Annotated in this window: 23 protein-coding genes; 16 read left to right on the top strand and 7 right to left on the bottom strand. The window is 64.9% G+C overall.

All coding sequences use genetic code 11. The annotated features are described in order from the left end of the window. Positions 1-104 precede the first annotated feature (104 nt). From rfbB to F6X61_RS04895, 7 genes are read left to right on the top strand one after another with little or no spacing between them, the layout of a single operon-like run. Positions 105-1,190: a dTDP-glucose 4,6-dehydratase gene (gene rfbB / locus F6X61_RS04925; protein ID WP_153785647.1), complete on the top strand. Its 1,086-nt coding sequence runs from the start codon at positions 105-107 to the stop codon at positions 1,188-1,190. Continuing rightward, positions 1,187-2,062, top strand: a complete 876-nt coding sequence (gene rfbA, locus F6X61_RS04920; RefSeq protein WP_153785646.1) for a glucose-1-phosphate thymidylyltransferase RfbA — start codon at positions 1,187-1,189, stop codon at positions 2,060-2,062. The genes rfbB and rfbA overlap by 4 nt, the downstream gene beginning before the upstream one ends. Then, positions 2,059-2,619, top strand: a complete 561-nt coding sequence (rfbC, locus tag F6X61_RS04915) for a dTDP-4-dehydrorhamnose 3,5-epimerase (RefSeq protein ID WP_153785645.1) — start codon at positions 2,059-2,061, stop codon at positions 2,617-2,619. Before rfbA ends, rfbC begins: the two co-directional genes overlap by 4 nt. Further along, on the top strand, positions 2,616-3,476 hold the full coding sequence (gene rfbD / locus F6X61_RS04910; protein WP_153785644.1) for a dTDP-4-dehydrorhamnose reductase: 861 nt from the start codon (positions 2,616-2,618) through the stop codon (positions 3,474-3,476). Before rfbC ends, rfbD begins: the two co-directional genes overlap by 4 nt. A gap of 38 nt (positions 3,477-3,514) precedes the next feature. Then, a complete protein-coding gene (locus F6X61_RS04905) occupies positions 3,515-5,329 on the top strand; it encodes an ATP-binding protein (protein ID WP_125462229.1) in 1,815 nt (604 codons plus the stop codon). Beyond that, positions 5,326-6,738: a sigma-54 dependent transcriptional regulator gene (locus F6X61_RS04900; protein ID WP_153785643.1), complete on the top strand. Its 1,413-nt coding sequence runs from the start codon at positions 5,326-5,328 to the stop codon at positions 6,736-6,738. Before F6X61_RS04905 ends, F6X61_RS04900 begins: the two co-directional genes overlap by 4 nt. Then, positions 6,735-7,190 carry a YiiD C-terminal domain-containing protein gene (locus F6X61_RS04895; RefSeq protein WP_153785642.1) on the top strand — a complete coding sequence of 152 codons (456 nt, stop codon included), beginning with the start codon at positions 6,735-6,737 and terminating at the stop codon, positions 7,188-7,190. Before F6X61_RS04900 ends, F6X61_RS04895 begins: the two co-directional genes overlap by 4 nt. A 180-nt stretch (positions 7,191-7,370) precedes the next feature. Here the strand turns inward: F6X61_RS04895 and cysQ are convergent, their stop codons facing one another. Then, entirely contained in the window at positions 7,371-8,204 is an 834-nt protein-coding gene (gene cysQ, locus F6X61_RS04890) for a 3'(2'),5'-bisphosphate nucleotidase CysQ (protein ID WP_153785641.1), read from the bottom strand. Beyond that, a complete protein-coding gene (gene nudE, locus F6X61_RS04885; RefSeq protein WP_153785640.1) occupies positions 8,201-8,767 on the bottom strand; it encodes an ADP compounds hydrolase NudE in 567 nt (188 codons plus the stop codon). Before nudE ends, cysQ begins: the two co-directional genes overlap by 4 nt. Positions 8,768-8,831: 64 nt before the next feature. On the opposite strand from nudE, the gene yrfG reads away from it, so the two are divergent. Then, on the top strand, positions 8,832-9,494 hold the full coding sequence (gene yrfG / locus F6X61_RS04880; protein ID WP_153785639.1) for a GMP/IMP nucleotidase: 663 nt from the start codon (positions 8,832-8,834) through the stop codon (positions 9,492-9,494). A gap of 96 nt (positions 9,495-9,590) precedes the next feature. Here yrfG and lysM read toward each other — a convergent pair whose 3' ends face one another. Continuing rightward, positions 9,591-10,031: a peptidoglycan-binding protein LysM gene (gene lysM, locus F6X61_RS04875; RefSeq protein ID WP_153785638.1), complete on the bottom strand. Its 441-nt coding sequence runs from the start codon at positions 10,029-10,031 to the stop codon at positions 9,591-9,593. A gap of 174 nt (positions 10,032-10,205) precedes the next feature. Here lysM and fdhD point away from each other — a divergent pair, with 174 nt between their 5' ends. From fdhD to F6X61_RS04850, 5 genes are all read left to right on the top strand, one after another. Continuing rightward, positions 10,206-11,033 carry a formate dehydrogenase accessory sulfurtransferase FdhD gene (gene fdhD, locus F6X61_RS04870; RefSeq protein ID WP_153785637.1) on the top strand — a complete coding sequence of 276 codons (828 nt, stop codon included), beginning with the start codon at positions 10,206-10,208 and terminating at the stop codon, positions 11,031-11,033. 8 nt (positions 11,034-11,041) lie between these two features. After that, on the top strand, positions 11,042-13,387 hold the full coding sequence (locus F6X61_RS04865) for an FdhF/YdeP family oxidoreductase (protein ID WP_153785636.1): 2,346 nt from the start codon (positions 11,042-11,044) through the stop codon (positions 13,385-13,387). A gap of 354 nt (positions 13,388-13,741) precedes the next feature. Beyond that, the gene (locus F6X61_RS04860; protein ID WP_125462220.1) at positions 13,742-14,221 is read left to right on the top strand and encodes a glycine zipper domain-containing protein; all 480 of its coding nucleotides are present in this window, start codon (positions 13,742-13,744) and stop codon (positions 14,219-14,221) included. 209 nt (positions 14,222-14,430) lie between these two features. Continuing rightward, the gene (locus tag F6X61_RS04855; protein WP_153785635.1) at positions 14,431-15,243 is read left to right on the top strand and encodes a protein-glutamate O-methyltransferase CheR; all 813 of its coding nucleotides are present in this window, start codon (positions 14,431-14,433) and stop codon (positions 15,241-15,243) included. Positions 15,244-15,337: 94 nt separating this feature from the next. Then, the gene (locus tag F6X61_RS04850; protein ID WP_153785634.1) at positions 15,338-15,991 is read left to right on the top strand and encodes a response regulator transcription factor; all 654 of its coding nucleotides are present in this window, start codon (positions 15,338-15,340) and stop codon (positions 15,989-15,991) included. Here the strand turns inward: F6X61_RS04850 and F6X61_RS04845 are convergent. From F6X61_RS04845 to hslO, 3 genes are all read right to left on the bottom strand, one after another. Next, entirely contained in the window at positions 15,981-16,415 is a 435-nt protein-coding gene (locus tag F6X61_RS04845; RefSeq protein ID WP_125857109.1) for a thioesterase family protein, read from the bottom strand. The genes F6X61_RS04850 and F6X61_RS04845 overlap by 11 nt on opposite strands. A gap of 167 nt (positions 16,416-16,582) precedes the next feature. After that, positions 16,583-18,124: a phosphoenolpyruvate carboxykinase gene (locus F6X61_RS04840; RefSeq protein WP_153785633.1), complete on the bottom strand. Its 1,542-nt coding sequence runs from the start codon at positions 18,122-18,124 to the stop codon at positions 16,583-16,585. Between the two features lie 179 nt (positions 18,125-18,303). Then, positions 18,304-19,206, bottom strand: a complete 903-nt coding sequence (gene hslO, locus F6X61_RS04835) for an Hsp33 family molecular chaperone HslO (RefSeq protein WP_153785632.1) — start codon at positions 19,204-19,206, stop codon at positions 18,304-18,306. Positions 19,207-19,313: 107 nt separating this feature from the next. Here hslO and F6X61_RS04830 point away from each other — a divergent pair, with 107 nt between their 5' ends. After that, positions 19,314-20,114 carry a phosphatase PAP2 family protein gene (locus F6X61_RS04830; RefSeq protein ID WP_153785631.1) on the top strand — a complete coding sequence of 267 codons (801 nt, stop codon included), beginning with the start codon at positions 19,314-19,316 and terminating at the stop codon, positions 20,112-20,114. Positions 20,115-20,165: 51 nt separating this feature from the next. On the opposite strand, the gene F6X61_RS04825 is transcribed toward F6X61_RS04830, so the two are convergent. Further along, a complete protein-coding gene (locus F6X61_RS04825) occupies positions 20,166-20,567 on the bottom strand; it encodes an RNA-binding S4 domain-containing protein (RefSeq protein ID WP_153785630.1) in 402 nt (133 codons plus the stop codon). Between the two features lie 109 nt (positions 20,568-20,676). On the opposite strand from F6X61_RS04825, the gene F6X61_RS04820 reads away from it, so the two are divergent. Further along, complete coding sequence (locus tag F6X61_RS04820; protein ID WP_110992193.1) at positions 20,677-21,159, top strand: ATP-dependent zinc protease; 483 nt, start codon at positions 20,677-20,679, stop codon at positions 21,157-21,159. Next, positions 21,156-22,061, top strand: coding sequence for a 30S ribosomal protein S6--L-glutamate ligase (rimK, locus tag F6X61_RS04815; protein ID WP_110992192.1), 906 nt, complete (start codon positions 21,156-21,158; stop codon positions 22,059-22,061). Before F6X61_RS04820 ends, rimK begins: the two co-directional genes overlap by 4 nt. Positions 22,062-22,119 lie beyond the last annotated feature (58 nt).

Genomic DNA, 22,119 nt, shown 5'->3' with positions numbered 1-22,119 from the left:
TCGCATCAGGCGACGGACATCGTGCGCCAGCACGATTTACGACGAGCGGCCACAAACAAACCAGCTAGGCTTTTCGCCAAAGCCCTCAGCAAAGGCCATTGCACATGCGCATTCTCGTCACCGGCGGTGCCGGCTTCATCGGCTCTGCCCTGATCCGCCACCTGATCGGCAACACCGAGCATGAGGTGCTCAACCTCGACAAGCTGACCTACGCGGGCAATCTGGAATCGCTGCAGCCCATCGCCAGCAACAGCCGCTACGAGTTCGTCCAGGCCGACATCGCCGACCAGGCAACGGTCGCCGAGGTCCTGGAACGCTTCCAGCCCGAGGCGATCATGCACCTGGCGGCCGAGTCCCACGTAGACCGATCCATCGATGGCCCCGCGGCCTTCATCCAGACCAACATCGTCGGCACCTATGCCCTGCTAGAAGCTACCCGCGCCTGGTGGTCCCGGCTGCCGGCGGCGCAGCGTCAGGCCTTCCGCTTCCACCATATCTCCACCGACGAGGTGTATGGCGACCTGCATGGCGTCAACGACCTGTTCACCGAAACCACGCCCTACGCGCCCAGCTCGCCCTATTCGGCCAGCAAGGCGGCGTCCGACCACCTGGTCCGCGCCTGGCAGCGCACCTACGGGCTACCGGTGCTGGTGACCAATTGCTCGAACAACTACGGGCCCTACCACTTCCCGGAAAAACTGATCCCGCTGATGATCCTCAACGCCCTGGCCGGCAAACCGCTGCCGGTGTATGGCAACGGCCAGCAGGTGCGCGACTGGCTGTACGTCGAGGACCACGCCCGGGCGCTGCTCAAGGTGGTGACCGAGGGCCAGGTCGGCGAGACCTACAACATCGGCGGGCACAACGAGCAGAAGAACATCGACGTGGTGCTCGAGCTGTGCAAGCTGCTTGAAGAGCTGGCCGCCGAACAACGCCCGGCCGGCATAGCGCATTACAAGGACCTGATCACCTACGTGCAGGACCGCCCCGGCCACGACCTGCGCTATGCCATCGACGCCAGCAAGATCGAACGCGAGCTGGGCTGGGTCCCCGAAGAAACCTTCGCAAGCGGTCTGCGCAAGACCGTGCAGTGGTACCTGAACAACCTTGAATGGTGCCGCCGCGTGCAAGACGGCAGCTATCAAGGTGAACGCCTGGGCAACTCCAACATCAAGGACTTGATCGCATGACCAAAGGTATCGTTCTGGCCGGTGGCTCCGGCACCCGTCTGCACCCCATCACCCTCGGTGTCTCCAAGCAGCTGCTGCCGATCTACGACAAACCGATGATCTACTACCCGGTTTCGGTGCTGATGCTCGCCGGGATCCGCGACATCCTGCTGATTTCCACCCCCCAGGACCTGCCGCAGTACAAGAACCTGTTCGGCGACGGCCACCAGTTCGGCCTCAACATCAGCTACGCCGAACAGCCCTCGCCGGACGGGCTGGCCCAGGCCTTCCTGATCGGCGAGCAGTTCATTGGCGACGACTCGGTGTGCCTGATCCTGGGCGACAACATCTTCCACGGGCAGAGCTTCACCGAACAGTTGCAACGCGCCGTGAAACATGAGTCGGGGGCCACCGTGTTCGGCTATTGGGTCAAGGACCCCGAGCGCTTCGGTGTGGTCGAGTTCGATGAGCAGGGCAATGCCCTGTCGATCGAGGAAAAGCCACTGCAGCCCAAGTCCAGCTATGCCGTGACTGGCCTGTATTTCTACGACAACGATGTGGTGCGCATCGCCAAGGATGTACGCCCGTCGGCACGCGGCGAGCTGGAGATCACCGACATCACCAACGCCTACCTCAAGCGCGGCGACCTGCGCGTGGAGCGTTTCGGCCGCGGCTTTGCCTGGCTCGATACCGGCACCCACGAAAGCCTGCTGGACGCCTCGCAGTACGTGCAGACCATCGAGAACCGCCAAGGGCTGAAAGTGGCCTGCCTGGAAGAGATCGCCTTCAACCAGGGCTGGATCAGCCGTGAAGACTTGCTGGCCAAGGCCGAAAAACTGAAAAAGACCGGATACGGTCAATACCTGGGCAAACTGGCCAAAGAATCTGCATGAACATCATTGCTACCGACATACCCGACGTCCTGATCATCGAGCCCAAGGTGTTCGGTGACGACCGGGGTTTTTTCCTCGAAAGCTTCAACGCCCGGGTGTTCGCCGAACTGACCGGGTACAAGGGCGGCTTCGTCCAGGACAACCACTCGCGCTCGGCGCACAACGTGTTGCGCGGCCTGCACTACCAGGTGCAGAACACCCAGGGCAAGCTGGTGCGGGTGGTCCAGGGCGAAGTGCTGGACGTGGCGGTGGACGTGCGCAGTAGCTCCAGCACCTGTGGCCAGTGGGTTGCGGTGCGCCTGTCCGCCGAAAACCGTCGCCAGTTGTGGATCCCGCCCGGCTTTGCCCATGGCTTCGTGGTGCTGAGCGAATCGGCCGAGTTCCTGTACAAGACCACCGATTACTACAATCCCGGTGCCGAGCATTGCATCCGCTGGGATGACCCCGACCTGAACATCGACTGGCAGTTGCAGGGTGCAGCGCCAAAGCTTTCCGACAAGGACAAACTGGGTAAACGCTTCAGCGAACTGAGCAAGGCAGGGAGCCTGCTGCCATGAAGGTGCTCGTCTGCGGCCACAATGGCCAGGTGGCCCAGGCACTGCAAGGCGCACTGGCCAGCTTGGGCGAAGTCCATCTGCTGGGCCGCGGGCAGCTCGACCTTGCCCACCCGCAGCAGTTGCGCGCGCCGCTGCGTGAACTGAAGCCCGACCTGATCATCAACGCCGCGGCCTACACCGCAGTGGACCAGGCCGAAAGCGAGCCGCAACTGGCCTTCGCCATCAACGCCGAAGCCCCTCGGGTGCTCGCCGAAGAGGCCGCGCGCCTAGGCGTGCCGCTGATCCACTACTCCACCGACTATGTCTTCGATGGCAGCAAGGCACTGCCCTATGACGAGGACGACACACCTAACCCGCTGGGCGTCTATGGACGCAGCAAGCTGGCCGGCGAACAGGCCATCACGGCAGTCGGCGGCGAGCACCTGATCCTGCGCACCAGCTGGGTCTACTCGCGGCATGGACGCAACTTCCTGCTGACCATGCAGCGCCTGCTGCAGGAGCGCCCGCAATTGAAGGTAGTGAACGACCAGATCGGCGCCCCCACCTGGGCCGGCACCATTGCCGCCAGTACCCGCGCCTTGATCGAACGCTGGCAGCAGGGCCAGGCCGGCGCCTGGGGCACCTACCACCTGACCGCACAGGGCGAAACGTCGTGGTTCGGCTTTGCCCAGGCCATCGCGCAGCAGCTCAAGGCACAAGGCCTGCCTTGCGCCGAGCTGCTGCCGATCGCATCAAGCGAGTACCCCACGCCCGCGCAAAGGCCGCTCAACTCGCGCCTGGACTGCTCGCGTCTGGCGCGCCAATGGCAAGTCGCGCAGCCGCACTGGCATCAGGCGCTGATCGACTGCCTGAACTAGCGCATAATTGCGCCAGACTCTTCTGGCGCCCTTTACCGATGATTCCCAAACCCACGCCGCCTCGCCGTCCCCGCTGGCGCAGCCTTGCCCTGCTGGCGCTGTGCCTGACCCCACTGCTGTGGCCCCTGCATCATCTGGCCGAGCGCTACTACCAGGAAGAACTGGCCTCGCAGAACCGCCAGACCCTCGACCTCTACGTCGCCAACCTGCTCGGTACCCTGCACCGCTACGAGACCCTGCCGCAGATCCTCGGCGAACTGCCGGCCCTGCGCGGTGTGCTGGCCGACCCGTTCAAGCTCGAGGCGGTGACCAACGCCAACCGCCTGCTCAAGCACATCACCCAGCAGACCGGTGCCGAAGTGATGTACCTGATGGATGTCAGCGGCAACACCCTGGCCGCCTCCAACTGGGACAAGCAGGACAGCTTCGTCGGCCGCAACTTCTCGTTCCGACCGTACTTCATCGAAGCCATGGACGGCCACCTGGGGCGCTTCTTCGGCCAGGGCACGACATCGGCCAAGCGCGGCTACTTCTTCGCCGCCGCCGTGCACGACCGTGAGCGGGTGATCGGCGTGCTGGTGGTAAAAGTCGACCTCGACCACACCGAAACCCTCTGGGGCCGCACCCCCGAACAGCTGCTTTTGACCGACCAGAACGGCGTGGTGGTGCTCACCTCGCGCCCGGACTGGCGCTTTCGCGCCACCCGTGAGCTGACCGAGGCCGAGCGCCAGGCGATCATTGCCATCCAGCCGTACCCGACCCAGGCGCCGCAGCCGTTGAGCCTGAACCACGACGCCTGGCTCACGCAGACCCGCGACATCAAGGAAACCGGTTGGCAGGTCAGCATCCTCGCGCCGCGCACCCTGGTCGACCGCTCGGTGCAGACGGTCATGGCCATCGGCGCCGGTGCGCTGCTGGTGACCATGCTGCTGGCCGGCCTGGTGATGCAGCGCCGCCGCCATTACATCGACCGCATCGACTTCGAAGCCCGCGCCCGCCATGAGCTGGAAAACCGCGTGGTGGAGCGCACCGCCGACCTTGAAGGCCTCAACACCCGGCTCAAAAGCGCCGTGCTGGAGCGCGAGAACGCCCAGCAGGAGCTTGTGCGCGCCCAGGACGAGCTGGTCCAGGCCGGCAAGCTGTCGGTGCTCGGCACCATGTCGGCGAGCATCAGCCACGAGCTCAATCAGCCGCTGGCAGCAATTCGCAGCTACGCCGAAAACGCCGAGATCCTGCTCGACCACCAGCGTTCCGAGGACGTGCGCGGCAACCTCAAGCTGATCGGCGAACTGACCGGACGCATGGCCTCGATCATCGCCCACCTGCGCGCCTTCGCCCGCCGCGACCGTCACGCTCCGGAAAGCGTGGCCCTGCAGCCGGCGCTGGACGACGCCCTGGCGCTGCTGGCCAAGCGCCGCCGGGCCATGGCCGTGGAGCTGGTGCGTGACCTGCCGGAGGCCACCCTGTGGGTGCAGGCCGGCGAAACCCGCCTGCGCCAGGTGCTCGGCAACCTGCTGGCCAATGCCCTGGACGCGCTCACCGAAAAGGCCAACCCACGCAAGCTGTGGCTAAGTGCCGAGCGCCAGGACGATTGCGTCTACCTGTACATTCGCGACAACGGCCCAGGCTTCAGCCGCCAAGCCCTGGAGCATGCCAAAGAGCCGTTCTTCACCACCAAGACCCGCACCCAGGGCCTGGGCCTGGGGCTGGCCATCTGCGAAAGCCTGATGCGCGCCCTGGGCGGTGAACTGCTGCTGGCCAACCACCCGGAAGGCGGCGCCCTGCTGACCCTGCAACTGCGCGTGGCCAAGCCCGGCGCCAACCTGCAATCTTCGGAGGACACCTCGGCATGACCACCGAGACACTGATCGACAGCCACGCCCAGGTGATCCTGGTCGATGACGACCCGCACCTGCGCCAGGCGCTGAGCCAGACCCTCGACCTGGCCGGGCTCAAGGTCGTGGCGCTGGCCGATGCCCAGGGCCTGGCCGCACGCATCGAGGCCGACTGGCCGGGCGTGGTGGTCAGCGACATCCGCATGCCCGGCATCGATGGCCTGCAGCTGCTGGAGCAACTGCACGCCCGCGACAGCGAGCTGCCGGTGCTGCTGATCACCGGCCACGGCGATGTGCCGCTGGCGGTGCAGGCGATGCGTGCCGGGGCCTATGACTTCCTGGAAAAGCCCTTTGCCACTGACGCGCTGCTCGACAGCGTGCGCCGTGCCCTGGCCCTGCGCCGGCTGGTGCTGGACAACCGCAGCCTGCGCCTGGCACTGAGCGACCGCCAGCAACTGGCCACGCGCCTGGTCGGACTGTCGCCGGCCATGCTACGCCTGCGCGAGCAGATCGGCGCCCTCGCCGGCACCCGCGCCGACGTGCTCATCCTTGGTGAGACCGGCGCAGGCAAGGAGGTGGTGGCGCGTGCGCTGCACGATCTGTCGAGCCGCCGCGATGGGCCGTTCGTGGCGATCAACGCCGGCGCCCTGGCCGAGTCGGTGGTCGAGAGCGAGCTGTTCGGCCACGAGCCAGGGGCGTTCACCGGCGCGCAGAAGCGCCGCATCGGCAAGTTCGAATTCGCCAACGGCGGCACGCTGTTCCTCGACGAGATCGAGAGCATGAGCCTGGATGTGCAGGTCAAGCTGCTGCGCCTGTTGCAGGAGCGGGTGGTCGAGCGCCTGGGCGGCAACCAGTTGATCCCGCTGGACATCCGCATCATCGCCGCGACCAAGGAAGACCTGCGCCAGGCCGCCGACCAGGGCCGCTTCCGCGCCGACCTGTATTACCGCTTGAACGTCGCGCCGCTGCGCATCCCGGCCCTGCGCGAGCGTGGCGATGACATCCTGGTGCTGTTCCAGCATTTCGCCGATGCCGCCAGCGAGCGCCACGGCCTGGCGCCCCACAGCCTGCAACCGGCCCAGCGCGCCATGCTGCTGCGCCACGAATGGCCGGGCAACGTGCGCGAACTGCAGAACGCCGCCGAACGCTTCGCCCTGGGCCTTGAACTGGCCCTCGACGGGCAGCCGCCAGCCACCCCCAACGACGTTCACCTGCCCGTGCCGAGCGGCAACCTCAGCGAACAGGTCGAGCAGTTCGAACGCTCGCTGATTGCCGCCGAACTGGCCCAGCCACACAGCTCCATGCGCAGCCTGGCCGAAGCCCTCGGCATCCCGCGCAAGACCCTGCACGACAAGCTGCGCAAGCATGGCATGAGCTTCGATGGCGCCAGCGGCGGGCACGACGACCATGAGGACAACCGTCAATGAGCACCGACAGCCAGTACCTGCAAGCCGTACTGCACAGCGACATTCCCCTGACCCGCGAAATGGGCATGGCCGTCATCGACTGGCGCGACCACTGCCTGCGCCTGCAGCTGCCGCTGGCCCCCAACGTCAACCACAAGAGCACCATGTTCGGCGGCAGCCTGTATTGCGGCGCGGTGCTGGTGGGTTGGGGCTGGCTGCACCTGCGCTTGCGTGAGCTGGGCATCGATGACGGGCACATCGTCATCCAGGAGGGGCAGATCAGTTATCCACTGCCGGTGACCGGTACTGCCGTGGCGCGTTGCCCAGCGCCGGACGAGAAAGCCTGGGAGCGGTTCCTGACCATGTACCAGCGCCGCGGGCGGGCGCGGTTGACGCTGGAGACGGTGGTGAGCAACGAAGGCAGTGACGAGCCTGCGGTGAGGTTCAGTGGGCAGTACGTGCTGCACCGTTGATATTCCCAGCAGGAGGCTGCGCAGAGGAACCATTGTTCAGTCGCATCGCGCCCCTGTGGGAGCGGCTTTAGCCGCGAAACAGGCGATGCGGTGGATGGCACCGGCGTTGCCGGTGTTCGCGGCTAAAGCCGCTCCCACAGGGCCCTGCTAAATCAGAGAATCTGTGCCCATGATAGGACCTCAGCTATTGATCGAGCCTGCCAGCTCGACCAATGCCTGCCGCCACCCGGCAGCCTTGGGCAACGCCAGGAAAAACGGATTGAGCAACGATTCCCGTGGCGGATAACGAAACGCCTGGCCATCCAGCCCGATCACCTCGCCACCAGCCCCCTCCAGCACGCCCTGCGCGGCAGCGGTGTCCCACTGCGAGGTCGGCGCCAGGCGCGGATAGCAGTCGGCAGCGCCTTCGGCGAGCAGGCAGAACTTCAACGAGCTGCCGATATTGGCCAGTTCCAGCTCACCAACAGCGCTGCTCAGGCCAGCCAGCAGCGCTTCCTGCTCGGGGCTGGAATGCCGGCGGCTGGCGACCACGGTGAAGCGGCCATCCTGTGGCGGTGTGTTGCGCACCTGGATCGCTTGCGCCTCGGCATCGCGCTCGGCACGCCAGGCCCCCAGCTCGCGACCACCGAAGAAACAACGGCCATTGGTCGGCATCGCCACCACACCAAACACCACCTCGCCATTCTCGATCAGCGCAATGTTGACAGTGAACTCTTCACTGCCGGCGATGAATTCCTTGGTACCGTCCAGCGGGTCGACCAACCACCAGCGCTGCCAGGCGGCGCGGGTTTGCAGCGGGATATCGCAGTCTTCCTCGGACAAGACCGGGATCTGCGGCGCCAGCGCCTGCAGGCCATCGGCAATGACCCGGTGCGCAGCCAGGTCGGCAGCGGTCACCGGCGAGTCGTCGGCCTTGGTGTCGACGGCCACGCCTGCGCGCCAGAACGGCAGGATGGCCTCGCCGGCCGACTGGGCGAGCTTGACCACTTGCTGCATCAGTTGCAGATCGTTCATACGCTCAGCACCCCACGCTGGATCAGCAGGTCACGCGCCAGGTACAGCGCCGCCAGGGCCCGGCCTTCGCTGAACTGCGGGTGCATGGCCAGCGCCGACAGCTCGCGCAGGTTGACCTTGTCGACGCGCATCGGCTCCGGCTCATCACCCTCCAGCCGCTCCTCGTACAGGTCGCTGGCCAGCACCACCTGGATCTTCTGGCTCATGTAGCCGGGCGACAACGACAGCTCGGTCAGGTGCTCCAGCTGGCGGGCGCCGAAACCGGCCTCTTCCTTGAGCTCGCGGTCAGCGGCGGCCAGCACGTCCTCGCCCGGCTCGATCAGGCCTTTGGGCAGGGACAGTTCGTATTCATCGGTGCCGCCGCAATATTCCTCGACCAGCACGGCGTGCTCGGCATCGAGCATGGCCACGATCATCACCGCGCCATAACCATTGCCCCGGCCGACCAGTCGCTCATAGGTGCGCTCGGTGCCGTTGGAAAAGCGCAACTGCACGGCTTCGACGCGGAACAGGCGGCTGCTGGCGACGATCTCGCGGCTGAGGACGGTGGGTTTCTGGCGCATGGGGCGGCTCCTTGGCGTGAACGGGTTACTATACCGTGGCTTGTCACCTGATCGAGAGTTTCCCATGCCCGTTCTTCCCTGGTCTGCCATCGATACTGTCCTGCTGGACATGGACGGCACCCTGCTCGACCTGCACTACGACAACCGCTTCTGGCTGCAGCACCTGCCGCAGCGCTACGCCGAGCTGCATGGGGTGAGCCGGGCGATGGCCGAAATGGAGCTGCAGCCGCTGTTCGAACAGCATGCCGGGACGCTGAACTGGTACTGCCTGGACTTCTGGAGCCGCGAGCTGCGCCTGCCGATCCGCGAGCTGAAGCGGGAGATCGCCGAGCTGATCGCCTTGAAGCCGGATGCCGACACCTTCCTCGCCGCCATCCGCAAGGCTGGCAAGCGGGTGGTGATGATCACCAATGCGCACCGCGACTCGCTGTCGCTGAAACTGGAGCGGGTGGAACTGGCGCCGTATTTCGAGCGGTTGATCAGCTCGCACGACTACGGGTATCCGAAGGAAAGCCCGCAGTTCTGGGACGCGTTGCAGGCGGACATCGGTTTTGAACCGGCGCGCAGCCTGTTCATCGATGACACTTTGGCGATTCTGCGCAGTGCCCGGCGGTTCGGGGTGGGGCACTTGCTGGCGGTGCGCCAACCGGATAGTCGGGCCGAGCCTCGGGATACCCAGGAGTTTGCGGCGGTCGAGGATTACCGGGAGTTACTGGTTGGTCTGTGAGGGCCTCTTCGCGGGTAAACCCGCTCCCACAGGATGCAGTGCAGTTACCTGTGGGAGCGGGTTTACCCGCGAAAGGGCCGGATCAGGCGATGATGATCAATCCGGAATACGCAGCACCTGCCCCGGATAGATCTTGTCCGGGTGCTTGAGCATCGGCTTGTTGGCCTCGAAGATCTTGTTGTACTTGTTGGGGTCGCCATACACCTTCTTGGAAATGGCGCTGAGGGTGTCGCCTTTCTCGACCGTGACGAACCGCGCCGCCTGGGCAATCGGCCCGGTGACGACGATCTGGTCATCCACCGACGCCACACCGGCAATGTTGCCGGCCGCCAGGATGATCTTCTCCTTCTCTTCCTGGCTGCTGACCTCGCCCTTGAGGATGACCTTGTCTCCCTCTACAGTGGCCGAGATGTTCGGGTTGCCCAGGCCAACGCTTTCGACGTGTTTCTTCAACTGCTCCTCGGCATTGGCATTGCCCGGGGTCAGCAGGTCGATCAACTTCTCACCGGCTTCCTTCACGAAACTGAACAGGCTCATGTGGCGCTCCTTTGAGGGTGAATCCGTGGAAGCAGGAGTCTAGGCCAATATCCCTCCCCCCGCCCCCGTGCGACCAATCGACGCGGTCTATCACGGCATAGACGCTAGCGATTAGACGCCACCTGCCCGGCGGCCTAGGCTTGTGGCATCAAACTGCCGCCGGTATTCGCCCCGATGAACAGCAAACCTCCGGTCTGCGCGGCGCCCTCGTCCTTCGATCTGCCCGCCGCCAGCAACACCTACGACTACCTCGAGCTCACCGATGCTGCGCGTGACAGCACGCCGCTGGCCGAGGAAGTGGCACTGGCCATCGTCTACAACGGCCTCAACCAGGCAGTGATGCTGGTCAGCCCCACCGACCTTGAAGACTTCGCGGTCGGTTTCAGCGTCGGCAGCGGCATCGTCAGCGGCACTGACGAAATCTACGATGTGAAACTCTCCGGCAGCGGCTCGGCCTTGTATGCCGACCTGGAAATTTCCAGCCGCGCCTTCTGGGACTTGAAGAACCAGCGCCGGCAGATGGCCGGCACCAGCGGCTGCGGCCTGTGCGGTGTCGAAGCCCTGGAGCAGGCGCTGCCCGAACTGAAGACACTGCCCGGGGCCCCCTTGCCCCCGGCCCATTGGCTCAAGGACCTGCGCCAGCGCATCGATGCCTTCCAACCCCTCGGCCAGCACTGCGGTGCGGTGCACGCCGCGCTGTTCATGGACCGCGACGGCCAGCTGCTGCTGGGCCGCGAGGACATCGGCCGGCACAACGCCCTGGACAAGCTGATCGGCGCCCTGCTGCGCCAGCGCATCGACACCACGGGTGGCCTGGCCATCGTCACCAGCCGTTGCAGCCTGGAACTGATCCAGAAGGTACTGCGCGCCGGCATCCAGACCCTGGTCAGCCTCTCGGCGCCCACGGGCCTTGCCCTGCAATGGGCACGCAAGCACAACCTCAACCTTATCCATCTGCCCAAACACAGCGCACCGCGGGTATTCAGCCCAGCGGCGGAGTAGTAACAGCCGTGACCTCGTACGAAAAACTCCCGGACAACGCCCCTGCCTCTTCCCCTCGCTACAAGCCTTACCCCGGCCCCGCCGGTGGCTGGGGCGCGCTGCGCAGCGTGGCCAAGGCCTGGGTCGGCAGCGACAACGCCCTGAAGAACCTGCGCGCCCTGCTCAAGACCAACCAGAACGGCGGCTTCGACTGCCCCGGTTGCGCCTGGGGCGACTCCCCCGAGAGCGGCATGGTCAAGTTCTGCGAGAACGGCGCCAAGGCGGTCAACTGGGAAGCCACCAAGCGCCGTGTCGATGCGGCTTTCTTCGCCCGCTACAGCGTCAGCGCGCTGCGCCAGCAAAGCGACTACTGGCTTGAATACCAGGGCCGGTTGACCGAACCGATGGTCTACGACCCGGTCACCGACCGCTACCAGCCGATCGAATGGGACGCGGCCTTCGCCTTGATCGCCCGCCACCTGAACAACCTGGCCAGCCCCGACCAGGCCGAGTTCTATACCTCCGGCCGGGCCAGCAACGAGGCGGCGTACCTCTACCAGTTGTTCGTGCGTGCCTACGGCACCAACAATTTCCCCGACTGCTCGAACATGTGCCACGAGGCCAGCGGCGTTGCCCTGAGCCAGAGCGTTGGCGTGGGCAAGGGCACGGTCACCTACGACGACTTCGAACACGCCGACGCGATCTTCGTCTGGGGCCAGAACCCCGGCACCAACCACCCGCGCATGCTCGACCCGTTGCGTGACGCGGTGAAGCGCGGCGCCCAGGTGGTGTGCATCAACCCGCTCAAAGAGCGTGGCCTGGAACGCTTCCAGCACCCGCAGAACCCGCTGGAGATGCTGACCAACAGCGATCGCCCGACCAACACTGCGTTCTTCCGCCCGGCCCTGGGCGGCGACATGGCACTGCTGCGCGGCATGGCCAAGTTCCTGCTGCAGTGGGAGCGCGAGGCGCAGGCCAAGGGCGAACCGGCGATCTTCGACCACGCCTTCATCGCCGAGCACGGCCATGGCGTGGACGAGTACCTGGCGGTGGTGGATGCCACGCCCTGGGAGCAGATCGAGGCGCAGTCCGGCCTTGCCCTGGCCGACATCGAACTGTCGGCGCGCATGTACTGCAAAGGCAAGCGGGTGATCATGTGCTGGGCCATGGGCATCACCCAGCACCGTCACTCGGTGCCGACCATCCAGGAAATCGTCAACCTGATGCTGCTGCGCGGCAACCTCGGCGCACCCGGCGCAGGCCTGTGCCCGGTACGCGGCCACAGCAACGTGCAGGGTGACCGCACCATGGGCATCAACGAACTCCCACCGGTGTTCCTGCTCGACGCCATCGAAAAGCGCTTCGGCTTCAGCGTGCCGCGCCACAACGGCCATAACACCGTCGAGGCGATCCACGCCATGCTCGAAGGCCGGGCCAAGGTGTTCATCGGGCTGGGCGGCAACTTCGCCCAGGCCACCCCGGACACCGAACGCACCGCCCAGGCCCTGCGCAATTGCGAGCTGACCGTGCAGATCAGCACCAAGCTCAACCGCAGCCACCTGGTCCATGGCAAGCAAGCGCTGATCCTGCCGTGCCTGGGCCGCACCGATATCGACCTGCAAAGCGATGGCCCGCAGGCGGTCACGGTGGAGGACTCGTTCAGCATGGTCCATGCCTCCAACGGCCAGCTCAAGCCGCTGTCCAGGCAGATGCGCTCCGAGCCCGCCGTGGTCGCCGGCATCGCCGCTGCCACCCTGGGCAAGCAGCCGGTGGACTGGCACTGGCTGGTGGCCGATTACGATCGCATCCGCGCGCTGATCGCCGACACCATCCCGGGCTTTGCCGACTTCAATGAGCGCCTGCGCCTGCCGGGCGGTTTCTACCTGGGCAACAGCGCCGCCAGCCGCCAGTGGAAAACCGCCACCGGCCGCGCCAACTTCAAGGCCAACCTGCTGCCCGACAGCCTGCTCGACGAGCGGGTGCGCGCCAGCGGCCAGCGGCCGGACCTGATCATGCAGTCGATGCGCTCGCACGATCAGTACAACACCACCATCTATGGCATGGACGACCGCTACCGCGGCGTGCGCGGCCAGCGCGACGTACTGTTCGCCAACGAAGCCGACATCGTCCGCCTGGGCTTCCAGCCGGGGCAGAAGGTCGACATCGTGTCGCTGTGGGGGGATGAGCATGTGCGCCGGGTGCAGGGCTTCACCCTGTTGGCGTTCGACATTCCTGCCGGGCAGGCGGCGGCCTATTACCCCGAGGTGAACCCGCTGGTGCCGCTGGAGAGCATTGGCGAAGGTAGCCATACGCCGACGTCCAAGTTCATTGCCATCAAGCTGGAGCGAGCGCGGGACGACGGGCGGATCATCTAGTGCTTGCCAGGGTGGGCCTTGTGGGAGCGGGCTCGCCCCGCGATAGGCTCTACCTGTCAACCTCGTCCAGCCGGCAGGCCCTATCGCGGGGCAAGCCCGCTCCCACGCTGGAATCTGCACTCTTAACTCTGCGCAGTCTCTTTTCACCCAGGCGACACCCACAAAAAAAGCCCTGTCCGCAACGGATCAGGGCTTTGTCATAAAGGCCTCAGACCACCGAAATTCGAGAAAGTTTCATACATAATTCAATAACTTAGAGAATTGTGTACAACTCGTGCTACTCGTCGGATTTCCATTGCCAGCCGCCTCGCCGAGCCTCAAATTCCGCCTCGTCATCCCTCTGAGGCTCTCTTGATGAAGAAGTACTCCTCGATTCTGTTGTTGTCTTTCAGCTTGCTCAGCGGCGTGGCCATGGCAGGCGGCACCACCGAGGCCGGCATTGGCGGCGCATTGGGTGGGGTACTGGGCTCCGTGGTGGGCAACTCCATCGGTGGTAGCACCGGCGGCGCCATCGGTGCCGGCCTGGGCGGCGCTGCCGGCGGTGCCCTGGGTGCCGACAAGCGCCAGCGTGGCGAAGCGGCCATCGGTGGCGCGCTGGGCGCAGCCGGCGGCAACGTGGTCGGTCGCTCCATGGGCGGCACCACCGGCAGCTACATCGGTGCGGCAGCCGGCGGCGGCGCCGGTGGCGCATTGGGTAACTACATGGGCAACAAGGCCGACGAAGACGAGCGCCACGATTCGCGCCGCTATCGCCGCGACTACGATGATCGCCGTTACTACGACCGCGGCCACCACTACGGCCACCGCAAGCACAAGCGCCACTGGCGCGACTGATCGCCAGGCTTAAGCCTTGCGCCTAGGCCCCGCCCTCATCGGCGGGGCCTTTTCGTTTGCGCCAATGCCCGAGGATTAGGGGCCGCCCCGATATGGAGGCCAGTAGCCACTAGTTATCATTCCCTGCTTCCACCTTGAACAGGACGCAGGGAATGCGCGTGATCAGCCTCCCCTTCATCTGCTCGCCTCCAGCCCCAGGAGGTTGAAGCATGCCCACCCGCACTCGCCCGCCACTGCTCAGCGAAGCCAGCTTTGCACGCATTCGCCAACGGGTTGTGCAGGCGACCGGCGTGCATCTGGCCGACGACCGCCGGGCAGTGGTTGCAGCGCGCTTGCACAAGCGCCTGAAAGCCCATCGCCTGGCAGACTTCGAGCACTATCTGGCCCTGCTCGACAGCGAACATGGCGCAACAGAACACGAGCACCTGTTACGCCTGCTGGTCGCCCGCGACAGCTACTTCTTCCGCGAACACCGCCATTTCGAATGGCTGGCCGGCTGGCTGGCTGAACATCAGCACCCTGTGCGCCTGTGGAGCGCCGCCTGCGCCACTGGCGAAGAAGCCTGGAGCCTGGCCATGGTCGCCGCCGAAAACGCCCGCCACCCAGGCTGGCAGGTGCTGGCCAGCGATTTCGATCCGCAGGTGCTGGAGCACGCAGCCGCCGGCATTTACGACATTGCCCAGGCCCGCTACTTCCCGGAAGGCTGGCTGGCCCGCCACTGCCTGTGCGGGGTAGGTGAAATGGCCGGGCGACTGCGCGTCGCCCCCGCCCTGCGCGGGCAGGTAGGCTTCGAGGCGATCAACCTGATTCAACCCCTGCCGGAGCGGCTCGGCCAGTTCGACGCCATCCTGCTGCGCAACCTGCTGTCCAGCCTCGCCCCGACCTACAAGCGCGAGGTGCTGCGCCGCGTGCTGGCACAACTGCGCCCTGGCGGCTTGCTGATCATCGGGCACAGCGAGAGCATCCACGAATTGGACCTGCCCCTGCGCCCGTTGCTGCCCTCGGTGTTCGAGCGCTTATGATCAGATGCACTGACTGCGCCCCCGGCGCCGCAGTGCCCTTGCGGATCGAGCCGGCCTGCCGCCCCCCTTTCCCTTGCGAAACAGGCCTTGACCCATGCCTTGCCGTATCCTGCTTGCCGACGATTCGCCGCTCTTTCGCGCCGGCCTGCGCGCCCTGCTTGAACAGAAAAAGGACTTCGCCGTAGTCGGCGACACCGACGATGCCATGGCCGCCGTAAACCTCGCCGAGAAGCTCAAGCCGAATATCGTGGTGCTCGACATGAGCGGTGAGCTGGACAACCAGCAAGCCCTGCAGGAACTGTTCATTCGCGCCCCGGCCAGCCGTGTGCTGATGTTTTCCGCGCGCTCCGAGCTGGAACACGTGCTCAACTGCCTGCAGCTCGGCGCCCATGGCTTCCTGCTCAAGAATGCCTCGGTGGGTGAGCTGGAGCAGGCCCTGCAGACCCTGCGCCACGGCGGCCAGTACCTGTCATCGGCGGTGCTGCCGATGGTCATCGACCAGGCCCTCAAGCACAGCCGCAAACGCCCGGCAGGTCAGGTGCAGACGCCGCTGACCACCCGCCAGCTGGAGATCCTGCGGCTGATCGCCCGTGGCGAAACCACCCGCTCCATCGCCGATGGCCTGGGCCTGAGCATCAAGACGGTGGAGGCGCACCGCTCGCAGATCATGCATCGCCTGCAGATCCACGACGTGCCGGGGCTGGTGCTGTTTGCCGTACGCGAAGGGATCATCCGCCTCAACGATTGAGCGACAGCCCGGCGAGGATCAGCTGCAGCGTCTCTGGCAATGCCGCCGGGCGCCCCGAAGCACGCTCGACGAACACCTGCACCAAGGTACCTGCCGCGCAGGCTTCGGCCTCGCCAGGGCGGAACAGCGCCAGGCGATACTCCACCGTGCTGCCCGCAAGGCGCGTGATGCCCAGGCCCACTTCGAGCACGTCGGGGAAGCCAGGCAGCGCGAAGAAGTCTGCCGCCGAACTGACCACGAAGCCGGCCAGTTCGCCGTCACGCAGGTCCAGCTCGGCCTGTTCGACGAGGAACGCCTGGATGGCCGTCTCGAAGAAGCCGTGCACGGTGGAGCCGGCGAGGTGGCCGTTGAGGTCGTTGTCCTGGGGACGGGTGAGGATGGGATGGAAATGGGAGAAGGCGGTGCGCTGAGGGGATTCGGTCATTGGACTTGCCCGGTTTCGATATTCAGATGCCCTAAGTGAAACAGAATATTCGAGCTGGAGTGTGCCTTTCTCGCCTCTTCATCGCCCGCCGTGAAAGCCAGCACAAAACTATCAGACACAAAAAAGCCGCCCTAAAGGGCGGCTTTCTCGTTCGAACCGGCAGCCGCTTACAGCTGCGGGCCAGCGCCTTTGATGGCGTCGGAAACTTCGAACTTCTTGAAGTTTTCGATGAACAGCTTGGCCAGGCCCTTGGCGGCTTCGTCGTAGGCAGCCTTGTCAGCCCAGGTGTTGCGCGGGTTGAGCAGCTCGGTCTCGACGCCCGGAACGGCCTTCGGCACGTCCAGGTTGATGATGTCCAGGTGCTCGGTCTCGGCACCCACCAGAGCGCCGCTCTGGATGGCAGCGATCACGCCACGGGTGGTCGGGATGCTGAAGCGCTTGCCAACGCCGTAGCCGCCGCCGGTCCAGCCGGTGTTGACCAGGTAGACCTTGGAGCCGAACGCCTTGATGCGCTTGATCAGCAGCTCGGCGTAAACGCCAGCCGGGCGCGGGAAGAACGGCGCGCCGAAGCAGGTGGAGAAGGTCGACTTGATGCCGCCGCCCGAACCCATTTCGGTGGAACCGACCAGCGCGGTGTAGCCGGACAGGAAGTGGTAGGCCGCCTGCTCGTTGTTGAGGATCGACACGGGCGGCAGTACGCCGGTCAGGTCGCAGGTCAGGAAGATGACCGCGTTCGGCTCGCCGCCCAGGTTCTCTGCCGAGACCTTCTCGACATGCGCCAGCGGGTAGGCGGCACGGCTGTTCTGGGTCAGGCTCACGTCGGCGTAGTCGGCGTGCTTGTTGGCGTCGATCACGACGTTTTCCAGCACCGCGCCGTGCTTGATGGCTTTCCAGATGACCGGCTCGTTCTTCTCGGAGAGGTCGATGCACTTGGCATAGCAACCGCCTTCGATGTTGAAGACCACGCCCTCACCCCAGCCGTGCTCGTCGTCACCGATCAGGTAACGGCTTTCGTCGGCCGACAGGGTGGTCTTGCCGGTGCCGGACAGGCCGAAGAACAGGGTGACGTCACCCTCTTCGCCGATGTTGGCGGCGCAGTGCATCGGCAGCACGTCGGCGGCCGGCAGCAGGAAGTTCTGCACCGAGAACATGGCTTTCTTCATTTCACCGGCGTAACGCATGCCGGCGATCAGCACCTTCTTCTGGGCGAAGTTGATGATCACGCAGCCATCGGAGTTGGTGCCGTCACGCTCAGGCACGCACTCGAAGTTGGCGACGTTGAGGATCTGCCACTCACCACGGCCAGCCGGGTTGTACTGCTCGGGGTTGATGAACAGGCAACGGCCGAACAGGTTCTGCCAGGCGGTCTGGGTGGTCATCTTGACCGGCAGGTAGTGCTCGGCCGCAGCGCCTACGTGAACGTAGGAAACGAAGTGATCCTGGGCGTTGTTGAACGCCTCCACGCGGTCCCACAGGGCATCGAACTTGTCGGCCGGGAACTTGCGGTTGATCGGGCCCCAGCCAATCTGGTCCTGGGTGGAAGGTTCTTCGACGATGAAACGGTCAGCCGGCGAACGGCCAGTACGGTGACCGGTTTCGACAACCAGCGCGCCAGTATCGGCCAGCACGCCTTCACCGCGTTGCAGCGCTTCTTCAACCAGCTTATCGACGCTCAGGTCGGTGTACACGGTGTTGTTGGCTTGCGTCATGAGATACCCCATCCGGCCCGAGGCCGAGTGCTCCAAACGTTTTGTAGTTGTCTCGAAAAAACTACTACAGCGAAAAAAGTGGCCGGATTATGCCAGAAACGCCCAAAAAAAGTAGGCCCCTCCTGTCAGAACTGCGCTTTTGCGCAATTCGACAGGAGAAAGCCCTGTAGTTAACCGTTTCAGTGCTGAGTTTCTGATGGTGCGTCGGTGCCACCACCGGCAAACAATTGCTCTACATCGCTTGCATCGAAGAAATAGCGCTCATTGCAGAACTGGCAATCGATCTCGACCTTGCCGCCGCATTCGACCACCAGCGCCTTGGCATCGGGTTCGCCGAGACTGATCAGGGCGTTGCCGGAACGCTCGCGCGAGCAGCTGCAGCGGAAGCGTAGCGGCTGGATATCGAACAGGCGAACCGCGTCCTCGTGGTACAGGCGGTGCAGCACGGTTTCGTTGTCCAGGCCGAGCAGCTCTTCGGCCTTCACGGTGCTGGCCAGCGCCTTGACGTGGGCCCAGCTTTCGTCGCGCTCCTCGCTGTCCTTGTGGATCTCGGCCGGCAGTTGCTGCACCAGCAGGCCGCGGGCGCGCACGCCATCGGCGACCAGGGAGATGCTGGTATTCACCTGCTGCGACATGACGAAGTAGTTGGTGAAGCACTCCGACAGGTTCTTGCCATCCAGCTCGACGGTGCCCTGATAGCGCTGGCCCTTGACCGGAATGATGGTCAGCACCAGGTGGCCGCCGGGCATCAGGTCGGCAAGGGTCGCATCGTCGTTGATCTGCTCGGCTTCATAGCGCGCCAGCCCGCGGATCTCGTGCTCGCTGGTGTATTCGATGGCCAGCAGCGGCACCGGGCCCTGGGACTGAGCCTGGAGCACCAGCAGCCCATCGAACTTCAACGAACCCACCAGCAGCGCAGCGGCGCCCATCAGCTCGCCCAGCAAATGCTGGACCGGGCGCGGGTACTCGTGCCTGGCCAGCACCTCGGCGTAGCTGCGTTCCAGCGCGACCATCTCGCCGCGCACGTCGCGGTCGTCGAACAGGAAGCGTTGGGTGAAATCTGTATCTGGCAAGTCGCTCATGGTTGTCTGGCTATCTGAAAATGATGTCAAAATAATTACAGGAGGCTGAGAGGCCCGTCATAGAGCGCTCAAAACGCGCTAATTCCCGCTGGAGATCGAGGTATTTTATGGATAATCGACCACTGTTCCAAGCAAGGTGGTCCTGGGGACCCTTGGCGGCCTGCACGCTGCTGCCCATCGCACTACTGTGTTTCTGGTTATGGCCCGTTGGCCAGAACCTGTGCCTGACTTTCGACGAGTGGCTGTTCCACAGCCTTAACGCCCCGCTGGCCGACCATGTGCTCTGGCGCTCCATCTGGGCCGTCGGCAGCCTTCGCCCGTTCGACCTCCTGGTCGGGGTGATCATGCTGTCGCTGCTGATCCGCGGCGACTGGGTATTCAAGGCAATTCAGGTGCGCCAGGCGTTTTTCGGCTTCCTGGTGACCCTTTTACTCTTAGTGGTGATTCGTGCGCTGTTTTCCAAGTGGGTCGCTGCAATGGGTTGGCAACACAAAAGCCCGTCGATGGTCCTCGACAACGCCATTCACCTGAGCGATCTCTACCCGCACCTGGAAGCCAAGTGGGAGCTCAAGGACCGTTCCGGCCAGAGCTTCCCGGGTGACCATGCCTCGGTGCTGCTGGTCTGGGCGCTGTTCATGAGCCTGTTCAGCCGCCGCTTGCTGCAGCACCTGGTGATCTGGGCGCTGGCCTGCCTGTTCATGCTGCCGCGCCTGGTGGCGGGTGCGCACTGGGGGCAGGACGACTACATCGGCGGGTTGCTGATGGCGGTGCTGGCATTGGGTTGGAGCTGCCACACGCCGCTGGCGGCCAAGGCCAGTGCGGCGCTGGTGCGCTGGACGGCGCCGTTGTTCAGCCTGCTGGGCAGGTTGCCGTTGGTCGGGCGAATGAGCGTGTTGCGCACCGCCTGACCTCCCGCATCGCGGGGCAAGCCCGCTCCCACGACTTGCCCCGCGAATGCATTATTCGAAACTGCCATGCAGCTGGTGAATCTGCCGGCGCTGCTTCTTGTTCGGCCGCCCGTCGGTGGTCACGCCCATCGCCCCGGCCTTGCGCAGCTCGGCCGCCTGCTCGCGGCGCTTCACGCTCTCGGCGGTTTCTTCATACAGCGTCTGCGCTTCCGGCGCGCCACGGCGTACCGCCGACAACGCCTTGACCACCACGGTGCGCTCGTCGAAGCCGGTGCGCAGCAGGAATTCGTCGCCCACCCGTGGCTCCTTGCCCGGCTTGCAACGCTCACCGCGGCAGTGCACCTTGCCGCTCTCGATGGCCGCCTTGGCCAGCGCACGGGTCTTGTAGAAGCGCGCCGCCCACAGCCATTTGTCCAGGCGGACCTTGTCATCGTCTTCAGGCTTTTGTGCCATGGTTTTTCCTCGAATTCTGTCTTTCACGGAACTGTACTACCGTGACTGACGGATGCAAAAAGTCCGTGCCGTCATTACAGTTCACCACCTTATCCGCAGGGCACGCTCCGTGAAGACATTTGACCACCTGACTGTGATCGGCCTGCGCGAGTGGGTCGCCCTGCCCGACCTCGGCCTGGCCGGCCTGCGCGCCAAGATCGACACCGGCGCCAGCACCTCGAGCCTGCACGCCACCGACGTCGAACCCTTCGAGCGCGACGGCCAGCCCTGGGTGCGTTTCACCGCGCACCTGGGCTCGGTGGTGCAACTGCGCCACCGCCGCTGCGAGGCGCCGCTGGTGACCATGAAAAGCATCAAGAGCTCCAACGGCCAGGCCCAGGCCCGCTACGTGATCCGCACCACCCTGGCACTGGGCGACCGGGTCTGGGAAGTGGAGTTCACCCTGGCCTGCCGCAAGAACATGCGTTATCGGCTGCTGCTGGGCTCCAAGGCGCTCATCCACGGCCAGTTGGTCGTCAACCCCGGCCTCAAGTACGTCCAGGACAAACCGGCCTTCCCGGCCACCCTTTCCCCTGTCACAGGTGCTGCATGAAGATCGCTGTGCTGTCGCGCAATCCGCGTCTGTATTCCACCCGCCGCCTGGTCGAGGCCGGTACCCAGCGGGGCCATGAAGTGGTGGTGGTCGACACGCTCCGGGCCTACATGAACATTGCCAGCCACAAGCCGCAGATCCACTACCGCGGCAAGCCGCTGGAAGGCTTCGATGCGGTGATTCCGCGCATCGGTGCCTCGGTCACCTTCTACGGCTGCGCGGTGCTGCGCCAGTTCGAGATGATGGGTGTCTACCCGCTCAACGAATCGGTGGCCATCGCCCGTTCGCGGGACAAGCTGCGCTCGCTGCAGCTGCTGTCACGCCGTGGCATCGGCCTGCCGATCACAGGCTTTGCCCACTCGCCGGACGACATTCCCGACCTGATCCAGATGGTCAACGGCGCACCTCTGGTGATCAAGGTGCTCGAAGGCACCCAGGGCATCGGCGTGGTGCTGTGCGAAACCACCAAGGCCGCCGAGTCGGTGATCGAGGCGTTCATGGGCCTGAAGCAGAACATCATGGTCCAGGAATACATCAAGGAGGCCGGCGGCGCCGACATCCGCTGCTTCGTGGTCGGCGACAAGGTGATCGCCTCGATGAAGCGCCAGGCCAAGCCCGGCGAATTCCGCTCCAACCTGCACCGCGGTGGCGTGGCCAGCCTGATCAAGATCACCCCCGAGGAACGCATGACGGCGATCCGCGCGGCCAAGGTGATGGGGTTGAGCGTGGCGGGTGTGGATATCCTGCGCTCCAACCACGGGCCGCTGGTGATGGAGGTGAATTCGTCACCGGGGCTGGAAGGGATCGAGGTGACCACCGGCAAGGATGTGGCCGGGATGATCATCGAGCATCTGGAGAAGAATGGCGGGCCGAATCAGACCCGGACCAAGGGCAAAGGCTGAAATCGATCGCGGGGCAAGCCCGCTCCCACGCCATCCAACTGGACGAGGGCGTGGGAGC

This window comes from Pseudomonas sp. EMN2, from assembly GCF_009650555.1.
Taxonomy (GTDB): Bacteria; Pseudomonadota; Gammaproteobacteria; order Pseudomonadales; family Pseudomonadaceae; genus Aquipseudomonas; species Aquipseudomonas sichuanensis.
This window is presented reverse-complemented; position numbering and strand designations above follow the sequence as displayed.

Coding starts and splice junctions, on each gene's coding strand:
- rfbB (WP_153785647.1), top strand. CDS start 105: ATGCGCATTCTCGTCACCGGCGGTGCCGGCTTCATCGGCTCTGCCCTG.
- rfbA (WP_153785646.1), top strand. CDS start 1,187: ATGACCAAAGGTATCGTTCTGGCCGGTGGCTCCGGCACCCGTCTGCAC.
- rfbC (WP_153785645.1), top strand. CDS start 2,059: ATGAACATCATTGCTACCGACATACCCGACGTCCTGATCATCGAGCCC.
- rfbD (WP_153785644.1), top strand. CDS start 2,616: ATGAAGGTGCTCGTCTGCGGCCACAATGGCCAGGTGGCCCAGGCACTG.
- F6X61_RS04905 (WP_125462229.1), top strand. CDS start 3,515: ATGATTCCCAAACCCACGCCGCCTCGCCGTCCCCGCTGGCGCAGCCTT.
- F6X61_RS04900 (WP_153785643.1), top strand. CDS start 5,326: ATGACCACCGAGACACTGATCGACAGCCACGCCCAGGTGATCCTGGTC.
- F6X61_RS04895 (WP_153785642.1), top strand. CDS start 6,735: ATGAGCACCGACAGCCAGTACCTGCAAGCCGTACTGCACAGCGACATT.
- cysQ (WP_153785641.1), bottom strand. CDS start 8,204: ATGAACGATCTGCAACTGATGCAGCAAGTGGTCAAGCTCGCCCAGTCG.
- nudE (WP_153785640.1), bottom strand. CDS start 8,767: ATGCGCCAGAAACCCACCGTCCTCAGCCGCGAGATCGTCGCCAGCAGC.
- yrfG (WP_153785639.1), top strand. CDS start 8,832: ATGCCCGTTCTTCCCTGGTCTGCCATCGATACTGTCCTGCTGGACATG.
- lysM (WP_153785638.1), bottom strand. CDS start 10,031: ATGAGCCTGTTCAGTTTCGTGAAGGAAGCCGGTGAGAAGTTGATCGAC.
- fdhD (WP_153785637.1), top strand. CDS start 10,206: ATGAACAGCAAACCTCCGGTCTGCGCGGCGCCCTCGTCCTTCGATCTG.
- F6X61_RS04860 (WP_125462220.1), top strand. CDS start 13,742: ATGAAGAAGTACTCCTCGATTCTGTTGTTGTCTTTCAGCTTGCTCAGC.
- F6X61_RS04855 (WP_153785635.1), top strand. CDS start 14,431: ATGCCCACCCGCACTCGCCCGCCACTGCTCAGCGAAGCCAGCTTTGCA.
- F6X61_RS04850 (WP_153785634.1), top strand. CDS start 15,338: ATGCCTTGCCGTATCCTGCTTGCCGACGATTCGCCGCTCTTTCGCGCC.
- F6X61_RS04845 (WP_125857109.1), bottom strand. CDS start 16,415: ATGACCGAATCCCCTCAGCGCACCGCCTTCTCCCATTTCCATCCCATC.
- F6X61_RS04840 (WP_153785633.1), bottom strand. CDS start 18,124: ATGACGCAAGCCAACAACACCGTGTACACCGACCTGAGCGTCGATAAG.
- hslO (WP_153785632.1), bottom strand. CDS start 19,206: ATGAGCGACTTGCCAGATACAGATTTCACCCAACGCTTCCTGTTCGAC.
- F6X61_RS04830 (WP_153785631.1), top strand. CDS start 19,314: ATGGATAATCGACCACTGTTCCAAGCAAGGTGGTCCTGGGGACCCTTG.
- F6X61_RS04825 (WP_153785630.1), bottom strand. CDS start 20,567: ATGGCACAAAAGCCTGAAGACGATGACAAGGTCCGCCTGGACAAATGG.
- rimK (WP_110992192.1), top strand. CDS start 21,156: ATGAAGATCGCTGTGCTGTCGCGCAATCCGCGTCTGTATTCCACCCGC.